This window comes from Paraburkholderia adhaesiva, from assembly GCF_021390575.1.
In the GTDB taxonomy this organism is placed as follows: Bacteria; Pseudomonadota; Gammaproteobacteria; order Burkholderiales; family Burkholderiaceae; genus Paraburkholderia; species Paraburkholderia adhaesiva.
In genome coordinates this window covers 265,056-283,892 of record NZ_JAJEJQ010000004.1, presented here as the reverse complement: position 1 = coordinate 283,892, position 18,837 = coordinate 265,056, and the positions used below count along the sequence as shown (strand labels likewise).

The 18,837-nt window shown below is 58.1% G+C and carries 12 protein-coding genes; 6 read left to right on the top strand and 6 right to left on the bottom strand.

Annotated features, from left to right (window positions below):
- Positions 1–670: 670 nt before the first annotated feature.
- From L0U80_RS29140 to L0U80_RS29120, 5 genes are read right to left on the bottom strand one after another with little or no spacing between them, the layout of a single operon-like run.
- Positions 671–1,186, bottom strand: coding sequence for a hypothetical protein (locus L0U80_RS29140; RefSeq protein WP_233874493.1), 516 nt, complete (start codon positions 1,184–1,186; stop codon positions 671–673).
- Positions 1,173–2,294 (bottom strand): Wadjet anti-phage system protein JetD domain-containing protein, encoded by a 1,122-nt coding sequence (locus L0U80_RS29135; protein ID WP_233874490.1) that lies wholly within the window; start codon positions 2,292–2,294, stop codon positions 1,173–1,175. Before L0U80_RS29135 ends, L0U80_RS29140 begins: the two co-directional genes overlap by 14 nt.
- The gene (locus L0U80_RS29130) at positions 2,264–6,799 is read right to left on the bottom strand and encodes a coiled-coil domain-containing protein (RefSeq protein WP_233874487.1); all 4,536 of its coding nucleotides are present in this window, start codon (positions 6,797–6,799) and stop codon (positions 2,264–2,266) included. Before L0U80_RS29130 ends, L0U80_RS29135 begins: the two co-directional genes overlap by 31 nt.
- Before the next feature lie 18 nt (positions 6,800–6,817).
- Positions 6,818–7,630: a hypothetical protein gene (locus tag L0U80_RS29125; protein ID WP_233874484.1), complete on the bottom strand. Its 813-nt coding sequence runs from the start codon at positions 7,628–7,630 to the stop codon at positions 6,818–6,820.
- Positions 7,631–7,684: 54 nt separating this feature from the next.
- Positions 7,685–9,079, bottom strand: a complete 1,395-nt coding sequence (locus L0U80_RS29120) for a hypothetical protein (RefSeq protein ID WP_233874481.1) — start codon at positions 9,077–9,079, stop codon at positions 7,685–7,687.
- A gap of 98 nt (positions 9,080–9,177) precedes the next feature.
- On the opposite strand from L0U80_RS29120, the gene L0U80_RS29115 reads away from it, so the two are divergent.
- Positions 9,178–9,990 (top strand): BrxR family helix-turn-helix transcriptional regulator, encoded by an 813-nt coding sequence (locus L0U80_RS29115; protein WP_233874479.1) that lies wholly within the window; start codon positions 9,178–9,180, stop codon positions 9,988–9,990.
- A gap of 320 nt (positions 9,991–10,310) precedes the next feature.
- On the opposite strand, the gene L0U80_RS29110 is transcribed toward L0U80_RS29115, so the two are convergent.
- Positions 10,311–10,991, bottom strand: a complete 681-nt coding sequence (locus tag L0U80_RS29110; protein ID WP_373322330.1) for a tyrosine-type recombinase/integrase — start codon at positions 10,989–10,991, stop codon at positions 10,311–10,313.
- Positions 10,992–11,291: 300 nt separating this feature from the next.
- On the opposite strand from L0U80_RS29110, the gene L0U80_RS29105 reads away from it, so the two are divergent.
- The 5 genes from L0U80_RS29105 (at position 11,292) to L0U80_RS29085 (ending at position 18,811) form a co-directional block, all read left to right on the top strand.
- Positions 11,292–12,443: a tyrosine-type recombinase/integrase gene (locus L0U80_RS29105; RefSeq protein ID WP_233874473.1), complete on the top strand. Its 1,152-nt coding sequence runs from the start codon at positions 11,292–11,294 to the stop codon at positions 12,441–12,443.
- Positions 12,443–14,125: a site-specific integrase gene (locus tag L0U80_RS29100; protein ID WP_233874470.1), complete on the top strand. Its 1,683-nt coding sequence runs from the start codon at positions 12,443–12,445 to the stop codon at positions 14,123–14,125. Before L0U80_RS29105 ends, L0U80_RS29100 begins: the two co-directional genes overlap by 1 nt.
- On the top strand, positions 14,122–16,014 hold the full coding sequence (locus L0U80_RS29095) for a site-specific integrase (RefSeq protein ID WP_233874468.1): 1,893 nt from the start codon (positions 14,122–14,124) through the stop codon (positions 16,012–16,014). Before L0U80_RS29100 ends, L0U80_RS29095 begins: the two co-directional genes overlap by 4 nt.
- A complete protein-coding gene (locus L0U80_RS29090; RefSeq protein WP_233874466.1) occupies positions 16,011–16,436 on the top strand; it encodes a TetR family transcriptional regulator in 426 nt (141 codons plus the stop codon). The genes L0U80_RS29095 and L0U80_RS29090 overlap by 4 nt, the downstream gene beginning before the upstream one ends.
- Before the next feature lie 119 nt (positions 16,437–16,555).
- A complete protein-coding gene (locus tag L0U80_RS29085) occupies positions 16,556–18,811 on the top strand; it encodes a KAP family P-loop NTPase fold protein (protein WP_233874465.1) in 2,256 nt (751 codons plus the stop codon).
- Positions 18,812–18,837: the final 26 nt, after the last annotated feature.

Sequence of the window (18,837 nt, the reverse complement as noted above, 5' to 3'; positions counted from 1 at the left end):
AAGCCCTCTGCGATGAGCTGATAAATGTGGTTCTGAGGAAAGAACTTGGCCGGCGCAACGTCATGCAAGAGCGCCTTGCGCCTGACGGATACGGAGCGCACCAGCTTCGACCGCTCGACGGCCGCGTCCCGCCCGTATGTGTGCGCCAGCAACGAATGTGCACGACGTTGATCGAAGCGACGCCAATACGCTACCTGGTCCGCAATCGACGCTTCTTTCCACGGGTTAAGTGGCACCGCCGCCTTCCGGTTTACAAGCCAGTCGCTGAAGGCCGTCAGCGCATTAAGCAGGACCGTCGCACGAGAGAGAGATCGAGGCTCCCAGTAAAGCCCCGATGGATCGTTACCATCGAGACCAACGGTGCCACCGACAAGCGCCTCGGCGTATTCGGCTAGGACTTCCGGGCGCTCAGTCCTATGGGAAAACGCCTCCCGGTTCGCACACAGAAAGTCGATAAAAAGGCCAACAGCCCGCGCCACACCCTGCTGCCACGCGATCGACCTTGATCGCCCCTGTTCCAAGACATACTCCACGAGCGGAATCATTGCCTGCGGAGAATCTCTTTCGTGCCCAATGAGGTATAGCACGTATGTTCGCGCATCCTTCCGACCCGCGAGGCGCACCAACGTATGCACCACAGTGTGGTACCGAGCTGTTTCACGTCTCAACGTCATTGTCGATTAGTGCGCTCGCGCACAACGGCTTCACCTGCAATCGTAAGGTCTAAGAATTCCCGCTCTGGTATCTCCGCCCATTCCTGAGTGAACGGCAGATAGAGGCAGACGAGCCAGCCGTCGAGCACCTTGCGTCCGGCGTACGGGTGCAAGATCTCACCGTCCGCGCGCAATCGATTGAAACGGAGGAGCGGCTTTCGAGGATAGGGCTCGCCTTCAATGCTGACGTCCATCATCCGCATCACCGCTTCTTGGGGAAAACCGGGGGGCCAAGAGGTATCCGCTTCGTCAATGGAAGCGCGAATAGCGTCTTCTTCCGTCAGATGCGCATCGTCCAACTCCGCTTCATCGAGCACGACTTCTTCGATCATGTAGGGCGGACCTTCGTACCAGACCGAATCATCTTCGACAAGCCGGATCGCGGTGACAGTGCGAGTTCCAATATCGGTGCATCGCCACCAGAACGGCCCGCAGATGAATTCCATGCCAATCTTGAAGTCAGACGGTTTCATTGACGTCCTCAAACGCACATGTGCACAACCGCGCGATCTCTTCCCGAGGTACGATTTCTTGATCGACTGCGCGAGACTCGCACAGCGCGACACACGTGATCGCATCCTCAGGCACATTACCGGCATCCCGCTGTGTGTCCTTGGCTGCAGCCTTGGAATACGGATGCGACTGCCCCTGCCTTACGAATTCACACAGTGGACCATAAATCGCGCTCAACCGGACTGCCGGAATTTTTGCGCGGAGCGCACCGTAGATTCGCAACCCCTCGCGGTCGAGGTCGCCCCAGAAGAAAATGCGTGGATGCCTGAACAGGACGTCGGGTACCGGCGGATTGCCACGCCGCACCAAGGGGATCAGTGACGCACCCGCGCCGACAGACTCTACGAGCGCATTGCCGTAGGCCTCGCCAGACCGGGACAACCCATAACCGTACGTCGCGACGAGCGCGATGCGATCCGCACACCCCGCAGCCAGCGCCTCCTCGAACGAATGGGGATTTTCGATCAACAGCACAGCCTCAGGCGACTCAGGGCCCGCGACGACAATGTACGCAGGCGCATTCGGAAAGGTATCCACCTCGATCCCAAACCCTCGCAGTGCTGTCGCGGGCAAGCTCCCGAGGAGCTTCGACGACCCGAGAAGGTGACGCGCGGAACGAACGAACGCGGGCACACCGCGCTCGGCTGCTTGCCGCGCGCGCAGCCGCAACAGTCCCTGAATCAGGGATCCAAGATCCGCCTCGGAAAAATCGGCGAGCCGATCGTGACACGGCATTAACGCGCTGGCTTCATCCTCCGACAACCCGCTGTTTCTCAACGCATGGCTCCATCGGACGTGCGAATCAGGAAGTTTCGAAGCCGGTGCGGCAACGCTCAACGTGACCCGAGCCAGGGTATCGCCGCGAGCGGATACACCCTGAACGACGCCCCGCCTCGCGAGTCTTCCCAGCGCGAGTTTCACCTCAATTGGAGCGAAGCCCGACACATTCGAAATCCGCTCGATCAGTCCTCTTGGTTGAAGGCTGTCGCGACCGGTCATCAGCTTTCGCAGTGTGGCGACGATGTCATCATCCCGGGTCATGCTAGGGTCTCCGGTACCTTCTGCCACGACGCAAGTTCCATCACGCCGGCGTGTGCTCCAACGGCTTCAGGCTCAAGCAGTTTGCGTGTCTCACTCTCGGCATACATCAAATTGCCGCCGATTTCGCGCCCAACGATGTACGACGGAAAATAGGCGAAATCGTTTTTGTAATTGGCGTCATGGCCCGTGATGATTAGCTGGAACTTTCCGCGTGTGCGCTTCACGCCATCCAGCGCGTCGGTAATCAAACGCTTGTCGGACAGGTGGGAAAACGCCCCGTCGATGAACACAAACGACGTCCGCAGCCGCCGGGCACGCTTGCGCTGCGCACTGCTCACGTTCTGCATCTGCAACTCGCGCTCCGTTACGTAGTCGGCCATTTTGACGATCCACAGCAGAGTCATGGCAACCCCCTGTCCAGAGGAGACCATGTTCTTTTCCAGCTTCAACGGACGCCTGCTGATTGAGGGAATGCAAACCTTGATTCGAGGCTCGATAATCACGTTGCGATAGAACTCCTCCCGGATGTCCCGTCGCATATCCCGGTCGTACTGCGCCTTGCGCACATCGACATCGCCAAGGGCTTCGAGTCCCTTCTCGGCCTTCTCGACCTTGTCGACGATACCTGTGAGCACCGCGCGCACGTCGTTGGTGTCCGCGATTCGCGCCGTGATGTCGAAGCCAGCCGAAAGAATCTCCCCTGAAACGGCGTCTCGCGATGGCTTGAATACTGCGCGCATGGTCTCGAAATTTCCGGGTAACCGTCGCGTGAAAATTTCTAGCCACGCACCGATATTGGACCACTCGTCGTCGAGGTGTCGCCTCGCCGTCTCGTTCGCGGCCATACTCTTCCCGTAACTCTCTTCGGTGGCGGCGATCATGCGCGCCAACTCCGCGATGTCATCCTTACCCCTTTCGAGACCGATGCGAATATACTCGCTCATGCTGATCGCGGAATCACCTTTCACTCTGTCGATCTCGCTCGACAACTGGGCTTGGGCACGATCACAAGAACGTTGCGCGGTCTCCACGCCGTGTCTCAGGACCGCTGTATCGATTTCGTCGATCAGGCCTCGCAAGGCCAGCACGGCATTTCCCGCCTCCAGCGCCGTGTCCGCGCGTCGCACGGCACGCATCGCCTGCAACAGCGGATGGGCCGTCAACGCCTCGGGATCAACGTCTTGCGGCGCACACCGAGCGGCCGACACCTCGCGGAACTTCCGCCGCAGATCGTGAACGAAATTGTCAATGTTGGTTGCGACGACGACTAGCGTCTGCGTCTGCTCACCGAGCACAGAAAGACTTGCTTCGATCTCGGGAATCAGCACGTTGACGATGTGATCGCGCTCGGGTTCGATCACTTTAAGCCGCTCCTCGATTTCGCGCGGGCGTCGGTCGCCAGACTTGACAAAGTATTCCGCCAGATCAAACCGGAACGCCTTCCGGGCCTGGGCGGTCTTGTGTGCCGCGTCCAGTTTCTGCTGTTCAGCGGGTGCACCGGTCATGAACGACGGGCCGCCGTCCCTGACGAACGCGTCGATTTGTTTCAGCTTCGGGATAGCGGTGGCCGCGACCTGCGCGTTCCGCAGGGCAGACTGAAATGCGTCGCGGGCGTTAGTGAGGCGCTGGACATCTTGTTCGCAACGCTCCACCTCTTCGTTTGCCAGTCTGGCGCTTTCATCGAGCCGGGCAAGTTCGATTTCGAAGTGCACTTCGGTCTTGTCTCCGAGGATCCCTCGGTACTCGATAGCGGCTTCGATCGCTGCCATGGCATCCGGCGAGGCCCTCCGTTCAAGGCGGGGCAAGTCGCGCTGGAGGGAGACAAGGTCTTCCGCGAGTGCAGCATCTTGGTTCGGATAACCTTTGCTGAGTGCTTCACTCGCCTGGCGTGCAACTACGGCTGTCTCCGATCCCGGATCGAGTTCCGCGATCCGCTTTTTGCGCGCTTCAATCTGCCCCCTGTGCTCGGAGACCCTCTCGTCAAGCACGCGTTTCTCGCGCTCAACAAGCGACGGGTCGAGAAGGCAGTCGACCGGTCGGGTCCTGACGCCGATCAGCCACGTCTTTGCAACGGCCCCGTCCCATTCAATTTCGGCCGTGAGACAGAAATTTGCCAACTCTGCCGCAACAAAAACGGGCGCCTCGATGCCGCGTTGAGCAAGATCGCGGGCAACCTGCGCAGCACGCTCGGCGTCTTCGTACACTGGCGAAAACAGCAGCGCCGAGAACATCGACAGCACGCTCGCCTTCCGCTCGTCTGGAAGTGCCATGCGTTCGATCACTGCGTGTAGCGGCTGCGTATCGTCTCCAGCCAGCGAAAGCACCTCACGGGCGACCTTGCCGGGCGCGACGACGGCTTGGTCCAAGTCCTTCCGGCGCGTTTCGAGGTCGCGCAGGTCGCCCTCCATTAGATGAACTTCGCCCATGAGGGCGTCGCGCTCGACCGACCGGGCGTGCAACCACGCGTCGGGGATACTCTGAGCACCGCACGTCGCCCTGAACGCCTCAAGCGCCACCAACGGCTCCGACATTCGAGCACGTGCCACCTGAATATTTGCGCAACGCGCAAGTGTGTCTTGATGTTCCGACACAGCCCGTTGGGCCAACCCAACGGGATTCTCATTCGGGAACAGGGCCGTAAAGACCTCTGCGAGCGGGCGACGCTGCTGCAGGCGCTCCGCCACCTTTGCAAGCGCTTCGTATGCCGCGCCTTGCTCCTTCGCCCGGCCGTTGGCGTGCTTTGCCCGCTGCTTCGCCTCGTCGCTAGCCAGGCCGTTCTCCTGGAGGGCAATCTCAGCATTCTCTAGAGTGGATTCGAGCATGGCCGCAAATTCTGCAGGGTCGGCGTCGGCTCCGTGCTCACCCGTGAATGCGAGCCAGTCGTTAAATACCTGTCTCGCGGCAATCTCTTTTTCTCGATGGTCGACGAGTTGCCGTTCCGCGGCATCGAATTCTTTATGAGCCGAGCGGCCGGTTTCGCCCGGCGCTGCCAGTTCCCGCTCCGAAAAGAGCCCGCTTTGGACCATTCGTCGGTATTCGCTCTGCTGCTCGCCGATCCGTTGCTGCTCTTCTCGCAGTTTCTGGCTGTCCTCGTTCAAGGCATTCCGTCGCAGCGCCATGTCGCCTCGTGTGGCGTTGGCTTTGCGCTCCTGGTCCTTGACCTTCAGCAGCTCAATCCTCGCCGGATTCGTGTCGCCGTGCTGCGTCGCCCACGCGAACGCCGCCGCGACAGACTCAATGGCCGTTTCACGAGTGTATCGGCCCGTGAAATGCGTCGTCGCCGCTAGTAGCGCCAAGGCGGCATCGAGCCGGTACAGGCGGCTCGGGTGTCCACGATCAGCTGTCGGCTTAAGATCACAATAAAAATCAATGACTTGCGACGTTGTTGCGGCCTCACTTCGGATTCTCTGCCGGTCCGCGCGCTGGTTGATCGCCGAGGGCTTATCTCCTGTAAGCACCTCGAAACCCCGGTCTGGCAGATACCATTCTCCACCCTGCATGACCATCGATCGCACCACGGTCGGCGCATCGTCAGGGGGAAGCGTGGGGATACCGGGTACTGGATTCTCGACTGCAATTGCTCGAAGTGCCGCGTGCTGCAGCGAATATTCCGCGATCGCGCGACTCGCAGATGCCAACGCTGACTCGACATCATCGGCCTTGACTTGAATCCGCCTGAGTTCGCCCAGGAGGCGACTCGTTTTCTCCAGATCGTCTGCGGTCCTGGCCGTACGCGCCTTGGCCTTGATGATGCCCTGCACCTTTTGGTGAATGGTGTCCTCGATGCCGCGTTCGTCGGAGTACTCCTCGAAGCTGCTCATCATGTCGACCAGCAGTTCCGGGGCCAATCGCTCGTAGAACACCGCCTCGGAAAAGTCCCCTCGGCCAGGGTTCGCATCGAAATAGCCGCTACTGCCTTCAGCGCCTTTTGCCTTTTGATACACCAACTGCTGCTCAATGCCAGGCATGTCGAACAGCGTGGAAACGTACTCACGCCAATTAGAGCGGGTAGCCTCTCGTTGCGTCGCTGGAAAGCAACCGGGCATAACAGACAGTTTTTCGAGAAACGCCGCGTTACCAATTAGCGTCACGCGGTTGTCAACCTTGCGCCCGACCGGGCAGTCTTCGAGCGTCCCCTGATAGGCATACACACGCCATGTACCGGTCTCACCGGAGTTGCCATACACGCCGATGACCATAGGATAGCCTCCAGCATCGCCGCCGCCCTGCACAACAAGATCGACCGGCGATTCGTCATCCACACGGATATAGGTCTCGATACGCACGTGAGAATAGTGACCGGTAGATAAGGGCGCGAAATGCCTCTTCCGGACGTCGCTCATGCTCTTGTCCGCCGCGAGCGTTGCCAGGATCGTATGAACGATGGTGCTTTTGCCCCCGCCGTTCGGCATATTGATTGCGGCGTTCCAGCCGCCGAGTTCGAATACCTGCAACGTCCAGTCGGGCCGCCACGGATCTTCCCGTCGGCGGTTCATGAAATTCGATACTTCGATTCGATTGATGAGCGGCATGGCGACCTGATCCCGTTCTTACCGTTCAGCTGCGTGGTTGGCGAGCGAAGAGTCGCCGCGCAAAAGCGCGGCGGTTTCCCTTGTTGTTTCTGTGGAGCTAGGCGGCATCAGGTAGGCGAGTTCATGCGATGCGGAATCGGCCATTTCAATCGCGGCCAAGATGGTTTGCCGCCACTCATCGCGGTTACCTGTTGGCTCGATCATCCCCGCATCCTCCATGACTCTCAGGAAGCGTGAGGCCCAGGCCGATATCTTCCCTTTGTCCTTCCAGAAGTGGTCCCAAACGGTTCCAGCATCGCCATCTGGGCGACCGGCGTTGCCCATTTTTTCGATGCCATCCGAAAGCTCATCAATGAAGAGTCGTTTCGACACAAAGGCTTCCCTGTATGCTTGCACGTCTGACGGCGGGCGATCGATCTTCTCGTAAAAGAAGTATTGCAGCGTCAACCACAAACGGGCGGTCCAGAATATCGTTTCATGTTTTCGAGCGTCCCGGTCTCCCCCGCGCCCGTCTCTCATCGCGTCGACATACCACCGATCGTCGATGTATCCTGCTATGGGCTCCCCTCGCTTTCGCGTAAGAACCCAAATCGTGTTCGGTACACCTGCTTTGGGCGGTACACCGAATTCGATAGCGTCTCGATCGACTAGCGAAAATCCTTGGACGTTCAGGAACTCTTCAAATTCTTGGAGCGCCACCGTATTGCAGTCCGCAAGGATACGCGCGGCGTCTTTCTCGCCGTCTCGAAGAGATCGATCAGGGGGGTTGCCAGCAATTTCTCTCCAACGAAATAGATACGCGAAGACCACCCCCATTTCACCGTGATTCACTGGTCACCTCCACTTTTTAACGTAGCGCGTCGGCGCTATAACGTGCATTGGGCCTCAAACCGTGCGTTCCGTGAGTACGATGAGAGGATCGGATCCCGCGTAGCGCTCATTTCCAATGTGGACGTCGAAACGCTCACCAGTCAGGCCCACAGCGATTGAAAACTGCTCCCCGTCGAGATGCTCCGGCGCTGAGTAGACGCCGAGAAAATCGATGGGTGTTTCACCGGCTTCCGTAACGAAGCCCATGGTTGTCATCAGCTCCGAGAATGTTGCCGGCCCAGTCTTAAGTCGATCAATGATCAACGCTCGGTTCCGGAGGATGAAATCAAGCAATCTTCCATGACTCAATTGATTCTCTGGATCAAGCGTGAAGCTAGACGTCTGCCGGCTCTCCGTGGTTTCAGTCAGCAAGTCGAAATCGACGGAACCAACCATCTGCGTTGGCGAAAAGTAAGCGGGTTTCACCGCCCACGGCATAAAACGCGCAAGAATGGCCGAGAGCTGTTCGACATCAATCACCCGCGAAGCGGAACTCAAGCTATCAGCAGTTTTCAGAAACTGAACACCGACGCCCCCAACAGCTCTGGCGCGCTGAGCGGTTTCGAGAAACCCGACGAATCGGCGCGAGAGCGCCTCCACGTGTTGCATCACGAGTTCAATCTCGGTCTGCACATTCCCGATTGACCACGAGATGCCATTTCGCGTCACCCAGCGATCAAAATCCTCTCGCGTTCGCTGATCAAAGATCAATGCGCAAGCGCGCTTGACGACGTCTGCCGCTTCGCGAAGCGAATCAGCAATGTTTGCCCCATTTTCGACAAGAAGATCTCGAATGTCGGCGAGCGTTGGACGCTCCATCGCGGACGTGAGCTGTTTATGCTTGGACGCGATGTCAAGCACCATCAATTTGCAAAAGCGCGGGACGTCCCCGAACTGGCCACGCTCAATGGCCTTTACCAGCTTGTCCGCGTCGATGTCGCTGTACAGCCAACTGTCCTTCATGGCCGAGACCCGCAAAAGCAGCCGCGCATTTTCCGAGAGCTGGATCTGACCGAATCCGCGAGCCTTTTCGAGCAAAGGCGTGGAATCTTTGGTCAATCCGAAGTCGATTCCCCCGTTCCCATCCTCAACACCAAATCGGATTTCTCGCTCACTGGCGAGGGACTCGATGACGAGATCGACCTCGGCCGCCGTGACCGATGCAACCCGACGGCGGAGCACCGTAGCTACGTCGACTATGGGCACAAAGCTCGGGCCACGATCCATCTCGATTTCACGTAGGGTATCTAGCAGCAGAAGCGCGAGCGCCAACAGATAGCCCGCCCGCGCCGGAGCTTCCGGGACATATACCTCGGTCTCTCCACGGCTCTGATGAAGGTCGATGAGCCGCGATACCGCCGCTATCAGTCTGACGTCATGCGGGAGTGAGGTTTTTCCTGAGTTCGTCACAATTCAGTTCGGATGCATGGGTTGCATTACACAACATATTGTGCAGATTAACCCTACGATGATAGGCTTGTCAATGTAGGCGCATTGAACGATCCCACATGCCCCAGAAACGTAACAAATCCACCCCAGACGACTTACCACTGACCGTGCTTCAGCGGCTGATGCACGTCGAACGCTGCCTGTTCTGGAGGGGAGAGCTGCAACGCGCCGATCTGGTTGATACCTTCGGCATAAACCCCGTCCAGGCCGCGATGGATTTTCGCGTCTACATGGAGCGGTATCCGGGCAACATGGACTACAACAAGTCGCGTAAGCGCTACTTGCCTCTACCGGGGTTTCGCCCCCAGCTCATTGAGCCTGTCACGCTCGACGAGTTCACTTCAATCCCGTCACCACTGATACCTGTCGCCACCTGGCCGTTGCCGAAGCGCCGTGCGACGCCACACGTTTTGCTGGCGATGGTGGCAGCGGTGCGAGAACGCCAGAAGATCGAGGTTCAGTATCAGTCAATGACGGGGGATAAGCCGACGTGGCGATGGCTTTCGCCGCACGCGTTCGCATCCGACGGAGAGCGGTGGCATGTGCGCGCGTATTGCCACACGCGGGGAGAATTCCTGGATTTTGTACTGGGGCGAATACTCGCTACCCGGCACAACAAGCCGAGCGAAATCGATTCAGCGCGCGATCAGAAGTGGCACACCCTTGTCGAGGTAGTGGTAACGCCCAACCCTGATCTCGGACCGGGAAAGCGGCAGGCCATTGCGGCGGAGTATGATCTGCCGCCGACGAGCATGGAAGCGACTCTGAACCTTAGGCAATCGATGCTGTTCTACGTGAAAGCCAAGTTTGATCCGGAACTCGTTCCGGACCCGGCTGCACATCAGCTTTTTATCGCGACACTCCCCTCTTGATATTGCCTGCAGGGCGCCGATACAACTCGCCCGCCCGTCACACACGAGCACCCCGGATTTGACGTCTCTCGTCACGGCGGACCATCAACAATTCCGCCCGCACGCGAGAGGCCACCTCCGTATGGACGAACCGTGCAGATCGCTCTGCGACCGTGTGGACAACAACCAGCCGTTGCCCACACTTCTGCACCGTTTGCCCACACTGCGGCGGATTAACTCTTAGTGGTATGCGAAGGCAGACTGACGCCCTCCGGTTGCCTTGCGAATAAGAATTAAGGCGATTCTGTTCACGGACATATCCAGATGCATTGCAATATGCACTAGCATCTTTGCTGCTTTCGAACCATAGAAAGGGGCTTACGCCTCAGCAAAGACCCGTGGGATACATCAAATATTACGTTTCCTTCACTAGCATAAGGGCCCGAGTGGCTTGAAAACCCTCGCCCGAATCCTGCGGCGCGATACAGCCCGGTCACATAGTTCTGAAGGCTGTCGGCGGCCAGATAATCGACCACCTCGCCGTCGTAGTTGACGCGACGCTTCACGCTCAGCTCGTAGCGTGTGCCCTTGTGCGTCAAGATGAGAGGAACCTTAGGCATAAGTCCCTGCCACTTGCTCCGGTCGAGCGCCGTGGCCTTGCCGCGCTTCCAGCGCCACTCGATGTACCGCTCTATGGCCGCGACAGTTTTGGGATGACTAAGATAGACGCAACGCGCTTTCGAGCCTTTGGTGATCGCGCTTCGCAAGCTGACTTCTTCGCGGAGACGGCCAGACGGCAGCAGCACGTCGGCCGTTTCGATTTGTGCAATTTCTGACACGCGCATACCGCACGTGAATCCGAGTAGGAGCACGAGCACATCGCGCTCCGGGTGTCGGCTGGTCGCGTCGGTGACGCGCAGAAGGTGTTTTGGCGCGTATGATCTATTACCTGAAATATGCAGCAAAATCCTGTCTCTATGAGACGAGTAGCAGGTGGGGGGCCGGGGGAGGATTCGATACATCACAAGGCTGTGGATAACTCTGAATTGGTTCGCTGGCGATCGCTCGCCGCTGCCGACACTCTACAACTGTTCGCTGACTACGCGAAGCAGGATCGGTCGTTCGTCCCGCGAACGAGCCAGCAGTCAACCCGCTGGCATATTCGGGCTAACGGTGTCGAGTTCGAGATCCTATGCGCCGGGCCGAAATTTCTGGACACGCGAAAAGGTCATGGCGGCGGTGGCGCGATAGACCTCGCGATGCATCTGCTTAACCTAGACTTCAGGCAGGCAGTTGCGGCCCTGCGTAGCAAGGGGCTCTGAGTGCATCTGATTGCGGCGACTGAGGATTTCAAGCTCGCGGGCCGGTCTCGCACGGGTTTCCCGATCCTCCTATGGGAAGACATGAGTAGCTGCCAGCCGGCAAACGAATTCCTGCGCTACTACCTTCTACGCGGCGCGATCGGCTCCAGTAAGTCGTGGGAACCCACCGGGCGGACCATGTACGACTTCTTCGGGTTTCTGGAAGCGCACGACCTGTCGTGGGATGACGTTGACCGTGGCGAAGCCAAGACGCTAGTCGCGGCGTATCGCGACTACTGCTTCGACACGGCGCAGTTAGCCCGAAACACTATTCGGCAGCGCCTGCTGTACATCTGCGAGTTCTACGCTTTCACCAAGCGACGGGGTTGGGTGGAAAGGCTGCCCTACGAATACGAGGAGCGTCGGGCCATGCAGTCGGGTGGGTTTCTTGCGCACGTTGACGCATCCGGCGGCAAGCGAACGGTCAAGTCCGTGATGCCTCGCAAGCACAGAGACCTCGTTAAATTTCTCTCGAAGGAGCAAGTGAAGGCTCTGCTTGCGGCAGCTGAGAATCCGCATCACCACGCGATGATCCGATTCGCGGTCCAGAGTGGGCTCCGCCGCGAGGAACTCGCATCCTTCCCGCTTGCGTACGTCATCGATCCGGACAAATCGGTCGGCGTTGAGCGCAATGTCCGATTGAACCTCGATCCGGCAGATGGCACCGGTATGCGGACCAAGGGCAGCAAGCCACGCGCGGTCTACATCAGCCGACGCCTCATGAGGGATCTCTACCTTTACAGCATTCACTGGCGAGGCCAGCGCGCGTCGTTAAGTCCTGCCCAGAAGGCACTGTTTCTGAACCAGTCGGGTGAACCGTGGTCCGCCGACGGGAAAGGCATAGAGGCGATGGTCCGCAAAATCGGTCGCAAAGCGGGAATCAAGACTCACCCGCACATGCTGCGGCACACGTATGCAACACACACGCTGGTCGCCCTTCAACGGCAACGTGGCGATGCGCGAATTGAGCCGCTCGTATTCCTGCAGCGGCAGTTGGGGCACGCCTCGATTCAAACCACTATGGCATACCTCCATCTGGTCAACGAACTCGCTGACGATGCGGTGCTTGCCTACGACGACGAACTGAACGAATGGATCGGGGAGCGAGCTTGATGGGAAAGCGCAAGATCTTTGTCAAAACCGACCTCATTGTTCCGCAGGTTGACCATGCCCGGGATAATGACGGGCGAGTCATTGTTTCCGCCGCGATCACGCCAGAACATAATCCAGTTGTGACGTTCGGCCGTAACGCGACCAGCCGTCGATCTTTCGATTTTTTGGCTTGGTACGGTGTCGGCATTGATCCGATCACATTTGCATTTCAGCGCCAGATCGAGCGATTTCTTGCGAAGCAGGATGCAGAAGTGGAAGTTTCCACTGTCACCAATTACTGCTGGGACGGTGCCGCCCCCTTCCTCCGGTATCTCGCCTTGAGCAGCGCTGGCCGCGCCAAACATTTCGATGTTAGCGATATCGACAGAACCACGATTGATGGCTATCTACGATTCCTTGCTGACGGAGGATGGCTAACCCCGGACCAAAGGAGAAAATACGTCGCCACCAAGGCAATTCTGAAGGCGCTGTGTCGCCGTGGCTTGATCAGAGAAATTTCAGCCGGCGACGATGCCACTTTCCCGGTCAATCCCTTCCCCGGAGCAAAGAAGCAGGCGAAGGGCGAAACACCGTTGACCAAGGATCAGCGTAAGGCCTTTTCTGTGGCCGTCAAGACTGCTGTCATGCCGCTGTTCATAGATGAAAATGATCCATCCGCAGACCTCATCAGTTACGCCTATCTGGTCGTTGCGCTCCATACAGGCCGAAATACGACCCCACTGCTTGAAATGTCGCCGAATTGCCTGCGTCCTCACCCGAAAAGCGGCACGATGTTTCTTGTACTGCACAAACGCCGCGGCCACAACACAAGCAAGATCGCACTTCGGGCCGACACCGGGCGACAGAAGATACATGAATCATTGCCAACGGTCAGACCCACTGTTGCCGCATTGATCGAACGGGTGTTGCAACTATCAGCTCAGCTTCGAGCCGAGGCCCCACTCGACATTGCCGACCGAGTCTGGCTCTACCGAAGCCGAAGGCTTCAGACGTTCGGCAAGGTCGAGGCGCTGAGCGCCAATTGCCTGAATGTTGCTATTTCCAACCTGGTTCGTGACTACCAGCTACAGGACACGGACGGCAAACCACTGCGGATCAACGTCAGCAGACTGCGGAAGACGTTTGTGAATCGTGTCTACGAGATCCTCGACGGCGATGTTGCGAGCACTGCCGCAGCAGCCGGTAATACCGCAGGTGTCGTTCGCGAGAACTATCTTCAGCCCGGAGAGGAAGCGCTGAAAAATTGGAGATTCATGGGCGAGGCTCTGGTTCAGGAACTGCTTACCAGTACGCTCGGCTCAACCGAGAAAACTCCGGTCGGACGGTGCTCTGACCCGAGGAACGGCGACTATGCGCCGAAGCGCGAAGGCGCAGTCTGCATGAATTTTTTAAATTGCCTCCGGTGCCGAAATTATGTCGTAACTGGCGACGATTTGTATCGACTTTTCAGTTTTTACTGGCGTGTATTGCGCGAACGATCGACCATGGGTAAGCGCCGCTGGAAGGCACAATTTGCACACATCGCGCGCCTTATCGAATCCGACGTAGTTCAAGCCGGCCTCGACAAAGGCATATTTAAAAATGATGTGATCGAGGCTGAGCGGCGACGTGCACATCACGATCCGCATCCGTTCTGGAGGAGCGAAACGGTTATGGCCGACCTTCATGGTGGACTGGTATGAGCGCTACAGTATCCATTCAGAACCATTCTCACCCTGCGCAAGGACAAGCACACGACGTTAGGCTCATCACGATCGACGAACGCGACGCGTTGATCATCTCGGCATCGAATGTTGACGGGCGCTGGGTAGTTCGTAGTCGCTATGGCGATGACGTGTGGATGCTCTCCGGCTCGCCGACGAACGTCATGGCCAGTCTCTCTAAGCTAAATTTCTTGTCGATCCCCGATGTCTTCCGGGAGGTAGCGAAGGCGATGCTGTATCGCTTCTTGCAACGCGGGAGGGAAGGCCAAAAGAAGCCGGGGCCAAGCGCGATGCGCCAACTACTGGTTTATTGGAAGCCGTTCCTGACATATCTGACTTCGCTGGGCGTCGAGTCACTATCCGGTATAACACCGATGGTTTGCGCAAACTATGTCCGAGTCACCAGGGAGGCGACCTCCACGAATCGTGGCCGTCCTACGCGCGGGCAGTCGTTGGCAAAGAAGACCCTCGCATTAAATTTTGGCGCGGTCGAAGCTCTTCATGAGCTAAGCCAGTACACATGCGACCGCATGCCAAACCATCCATGGGCGGATACCTCCGCAAGCTACCTAGCCGGAATCGTTGGGCCCGGACGGGATGATAGTGAGAATAAAACGCCCCTTATCCCAGATGACGTTTTCACAATTCTCTTCCAGCGCGCGTGGGGTATTGTCGACGGCGGTAACCAGCTCCTCGATATACGCGATGAAATAGACGATATCGGCTCTCGGAGCCGACACCTCTCGATCGCCGGCGTGAAGAAGAGGAAGAACCGTGCGCTCAAACTGCGCGGATGGTCGGGCGGCCTTGCGTCTCTCGAAACGGCACTCCTTGAATTGCGGACGGCATGCTATGTCGTAGTTGCCAGCCTGAGCGGATGCAGAAATCACGAACTGGCCTTCCTGCAGTCGGCGTCCTACTACAGCACCAAACAGGACGGAGATGTGTACTGGTGGATGCGCTCGAAATCGACCAAAACAGGCGAAGGTGTTACCGAGTGGATGATTCCGGAAGCGGTGGTGACGGCACTCAAAATTATGGACCGCTGGGCTTTGCCATACCAGTCCAGGCTACAGGCTGAGCTCCAATCCCGTCGGGCAGCAAATCCCCACGATGTTGAAATCGCTGAGGCTCAGAAGCACATTGGCGCTATCTTCCTCGGCTGGCACAGCAAAAGCGACATGGTTAGAACGCTATCTCGCCGGTCGTGGGGACACCACCTGACGGAATTCGCTGAGGCCTGTGGCGTTGACTGGGCTTTAGCAACCCATCAGTTCCGCCGGAAGTTCGCGAATTATGCGGCCCGCAGCCAGTTTGGCGACCTGCGCTACCTGAAGGAACACTTTAAGCACTGGTCCCAAGATATGACGTTGCGTTATGCACTCAACGAGTCGCAGGAAATGGCGCTGTATCTGGAGATACAGGAGGAGCTGGACGAGATCAAGGAAGGGGTGGTCGGCACATGGCTTGACCCATCCGAGCCGCTGGCTGGGGGATACGGGAAGAACATCATAGCTTGGCGTCAGCGCGATGAGCCTGTGACTCTCTTCAAAGATCGGCAGCAGATGATCCGATCCATTGCAGAGAGTACGCAGATCAGAAGCAATGGTCATGGATGGTGCACGGCTGGCGATAACCTGTGCGTCGGCAACGACGTTGACCCCACACGCTGTGCTGATGATTGCAAGAATGCAGTAGTCGGAAGTCGCCACGCACATCTCTACCAACGGCTTTACGACGATCTACGGGAAGTCGAGCGCCTGGACGATATCGGTGAAGGCGGCAGAGCCCGCGTTCGACGTGACATGCATCGGTGCCGGAATGTGCTGATGACGCTGGGCTACGACCCGGAACGGGGGAGCCTATGAGTAAGCAACGCAAGCCCGCAGCGGCGAGGGAAAAAGAGTTGAAGTTGGCCATATATCGGATCGAGCGCGGCCGGGCGCATACCGCCGCAACCAAATTGAGTGTCTCGGCCGTGGCACGGGAAGCCGGTGTTACACCGGCATTGATCCATAATCACTATCCGTCAATCGCTGAAGAGATCCGCGTGAAGCTGGGCGCGTCTAGTCGGGAACGGCGGAATGCTGCACTGGACGTGCTGAAGCAGGAGCGAGAGAAGTCCAGCAAGCTCCGGAAGGAGCTTGCCCAGGCCATGCGCCAGATTGCCAAACTCGCAAGCATCAATGAAACGCTGCTGCTGGAAAACCAAGTTCTTCGGGGAGAACTAAGCGCCTCGAACGTGCGGCGACTGGGTGCAAAGAATCGGGTATCCGTATTGCCTGGTTGAAGCCAGCGGTATTTGCTTCGTTTCTCGGAAGACGCAGTTCCACCGACGGCGTGCCATCTATCGGTTAGCGCGCGATGCATGTCGCGCCAATCTCGACAATAATGAACGGGAGCACCGTCATGAAAGCGGCAGGCAAAGATCGACTGGAAATTGAACCAACCCTGGAAGTGCCAATTGGGAGCGACGCGCCGCAGTTCCATCCATCATTCGACGCGTTCGGTTACGCACCCTTCGCACAGGCAATCGCTAGCGCAGTGCGCGCGATTCAGAGTCCGAGGGGGCTTGTCATGGCAATTGACGGCCCGTGGGGAGCAGGCAAGACGAGCCTGCTCAACTTCGTCAGGCACTACCTATCGTCACCCACTCCAGAAGAAGCGACTGCGAGGATTGACGCGCCAGTCGTCCTAGTTGACTTCAATCCATGGTGGTTCGCCGACAAGGAACAGCTGGCCATGCAGTTCCTCGTCCAGTTTCGCGCGCGTTTTCCTGCTGAAAACCCCGTCCTGATGGCAGTAGCCGACGCGTTCGCGGAGTATGCAGACGCGATCGGAACTGCGGTCGCGGCCAGTATTTCTGCTGGCGCCGGCGTCCCGATTCCATTGTCGAAGCAAGTGGTCTCGTGGCTGTTCTCAAGGTTTCGTCGTGCCCCGAAGGATGTGCACAAACTGAAGGCCGAGATATCGGATGCCTTGTCGAAGGCCGGGCCGAGGTTCGTTGTTTTCGTCGATGATATCGACAGGCTTGCCCCCGAGGAAATCCGTGAAGCCTTCAAGGTGATCAAGGCGGTCGCAGATTTTCCAAATGTCGTGTACCTCCTCGCATTCGACCGGCACCTAGTGTCGGAAGCGTTGGCTTCGTCACTCGGACTGGAGGACGGTGACGCATATTTGGAAAAGATAGTCCAGGCGCAGTTCGCCCTACCGGTGGTGTCACACGATCTGCTCATCCAGAAGTTTGCGGAGGACTTGGAACGCCTCGTTGCCCCGCCCAGCCAGGACGATATACCGGTTGAGCCGACGTATTGGGGCAACGTGCTTCATGATGGCATATCGCCGTTGCTTGAAACGCCGCGAGATGTGGTTCGCGCGGTCAACGCGCTGCTCGTTACATTCCCCCATCTGCGAGGCGAGGTCAACCCGGTCGACTTCATCGCACTGGAATGCCTGCGAGTGTTCGTTCCGGATGCATACGCTGTCATACGGGATAACAAGCAAAAATTCTCAGGGATTGCCAGGGAACGCGATGAACGAGAGACGGAGCGCACGTTCCATCAGGGCTGGCTTGACCTGGTCGCCGCGCGTCACCGCGAGCCCGTACAGGCCCTTGTGCGGCGACTGTTCCCTCGTCTGCAGTCTGTATGTGGCAATGTCTTCTACGGTGCCGAGTCGCAGACGACTTGGAGTGCTCAGGCGCGGGTGTGCGATCCGGAAAAATTTGACAGATATTTCCAGTTTGCCGTTTCGCCCCACGTGCTGAGCGAGCGGGAACTGCGGTCGTTTATCGCCCTTGATGCGGACGTCGAAGCACTGGCCGAGGCCTGGACCGCTGCTAACGATGAACGACGCCCGCACGGCACTGGCAAGGCGAACGACCTCATCGAGGCCCTGATAAAGCGCGACGATCTGCCCGAGCCGTTTGCTATGGCTTGCCTTGCGTCATTCTTCGAGGTCGGAGACAGGTTCATCGGAGATCCGAGAAACACGATACGTCATTTTTTTAGCATTCGACCTGAAATTCAGGCGTACTGGCTAATTCATCACCTCACCAAGCTATTACCCGAGGCTGACCGGGAGACGACGATAGTCGAGCGCGTAAGGGGCGGCCGGGCCATCGTACTTGCGTGCCAAACAGCCCACAGCATAGCCAGGATGCATCAACCTGACGCAACCGAGCGGGATTCTGTTTTTCAGCAGTTTGCAGATGCAACAGTGCAACAACTGAAGGGCATCGCTGTCGAGCGTGTGCGCGATTCGGCCAACGCTGGGCGCTTGGGCCAGTTGCCGGATACCCACTTCCTGCTGCGACTTTGGCGGACCTGGGGCGATCCCGCCGAAGCTCAACAATGGTTTCGGCAGGCATTCGAGAACGACGATGAGTTACTGCACCTGCTCGTAGATTCCGTGCAGGTCGGTAGCATCGAGACCGCAGGTGATCGGGTTGCCCGGCGTACCGTATCGGTGAATCCACGGATTTTTGAGCCCTATCTCTCCCCCCCAGTGGATCTGGAAAATCTGGCAACGCGTGTGTCCGCAATCGCAGAACGAGGACAGCTAGATGAGTCCGGAATCGAAGCGGTGCGGGCTTTTGAAGCCGGAATGGTGCTAATTCGGAACGGACGCAGCCCGGACGATCCGTTCGCCCGGATCGGGCTATAGGACCATGGCGCCAAACCACAATGCTC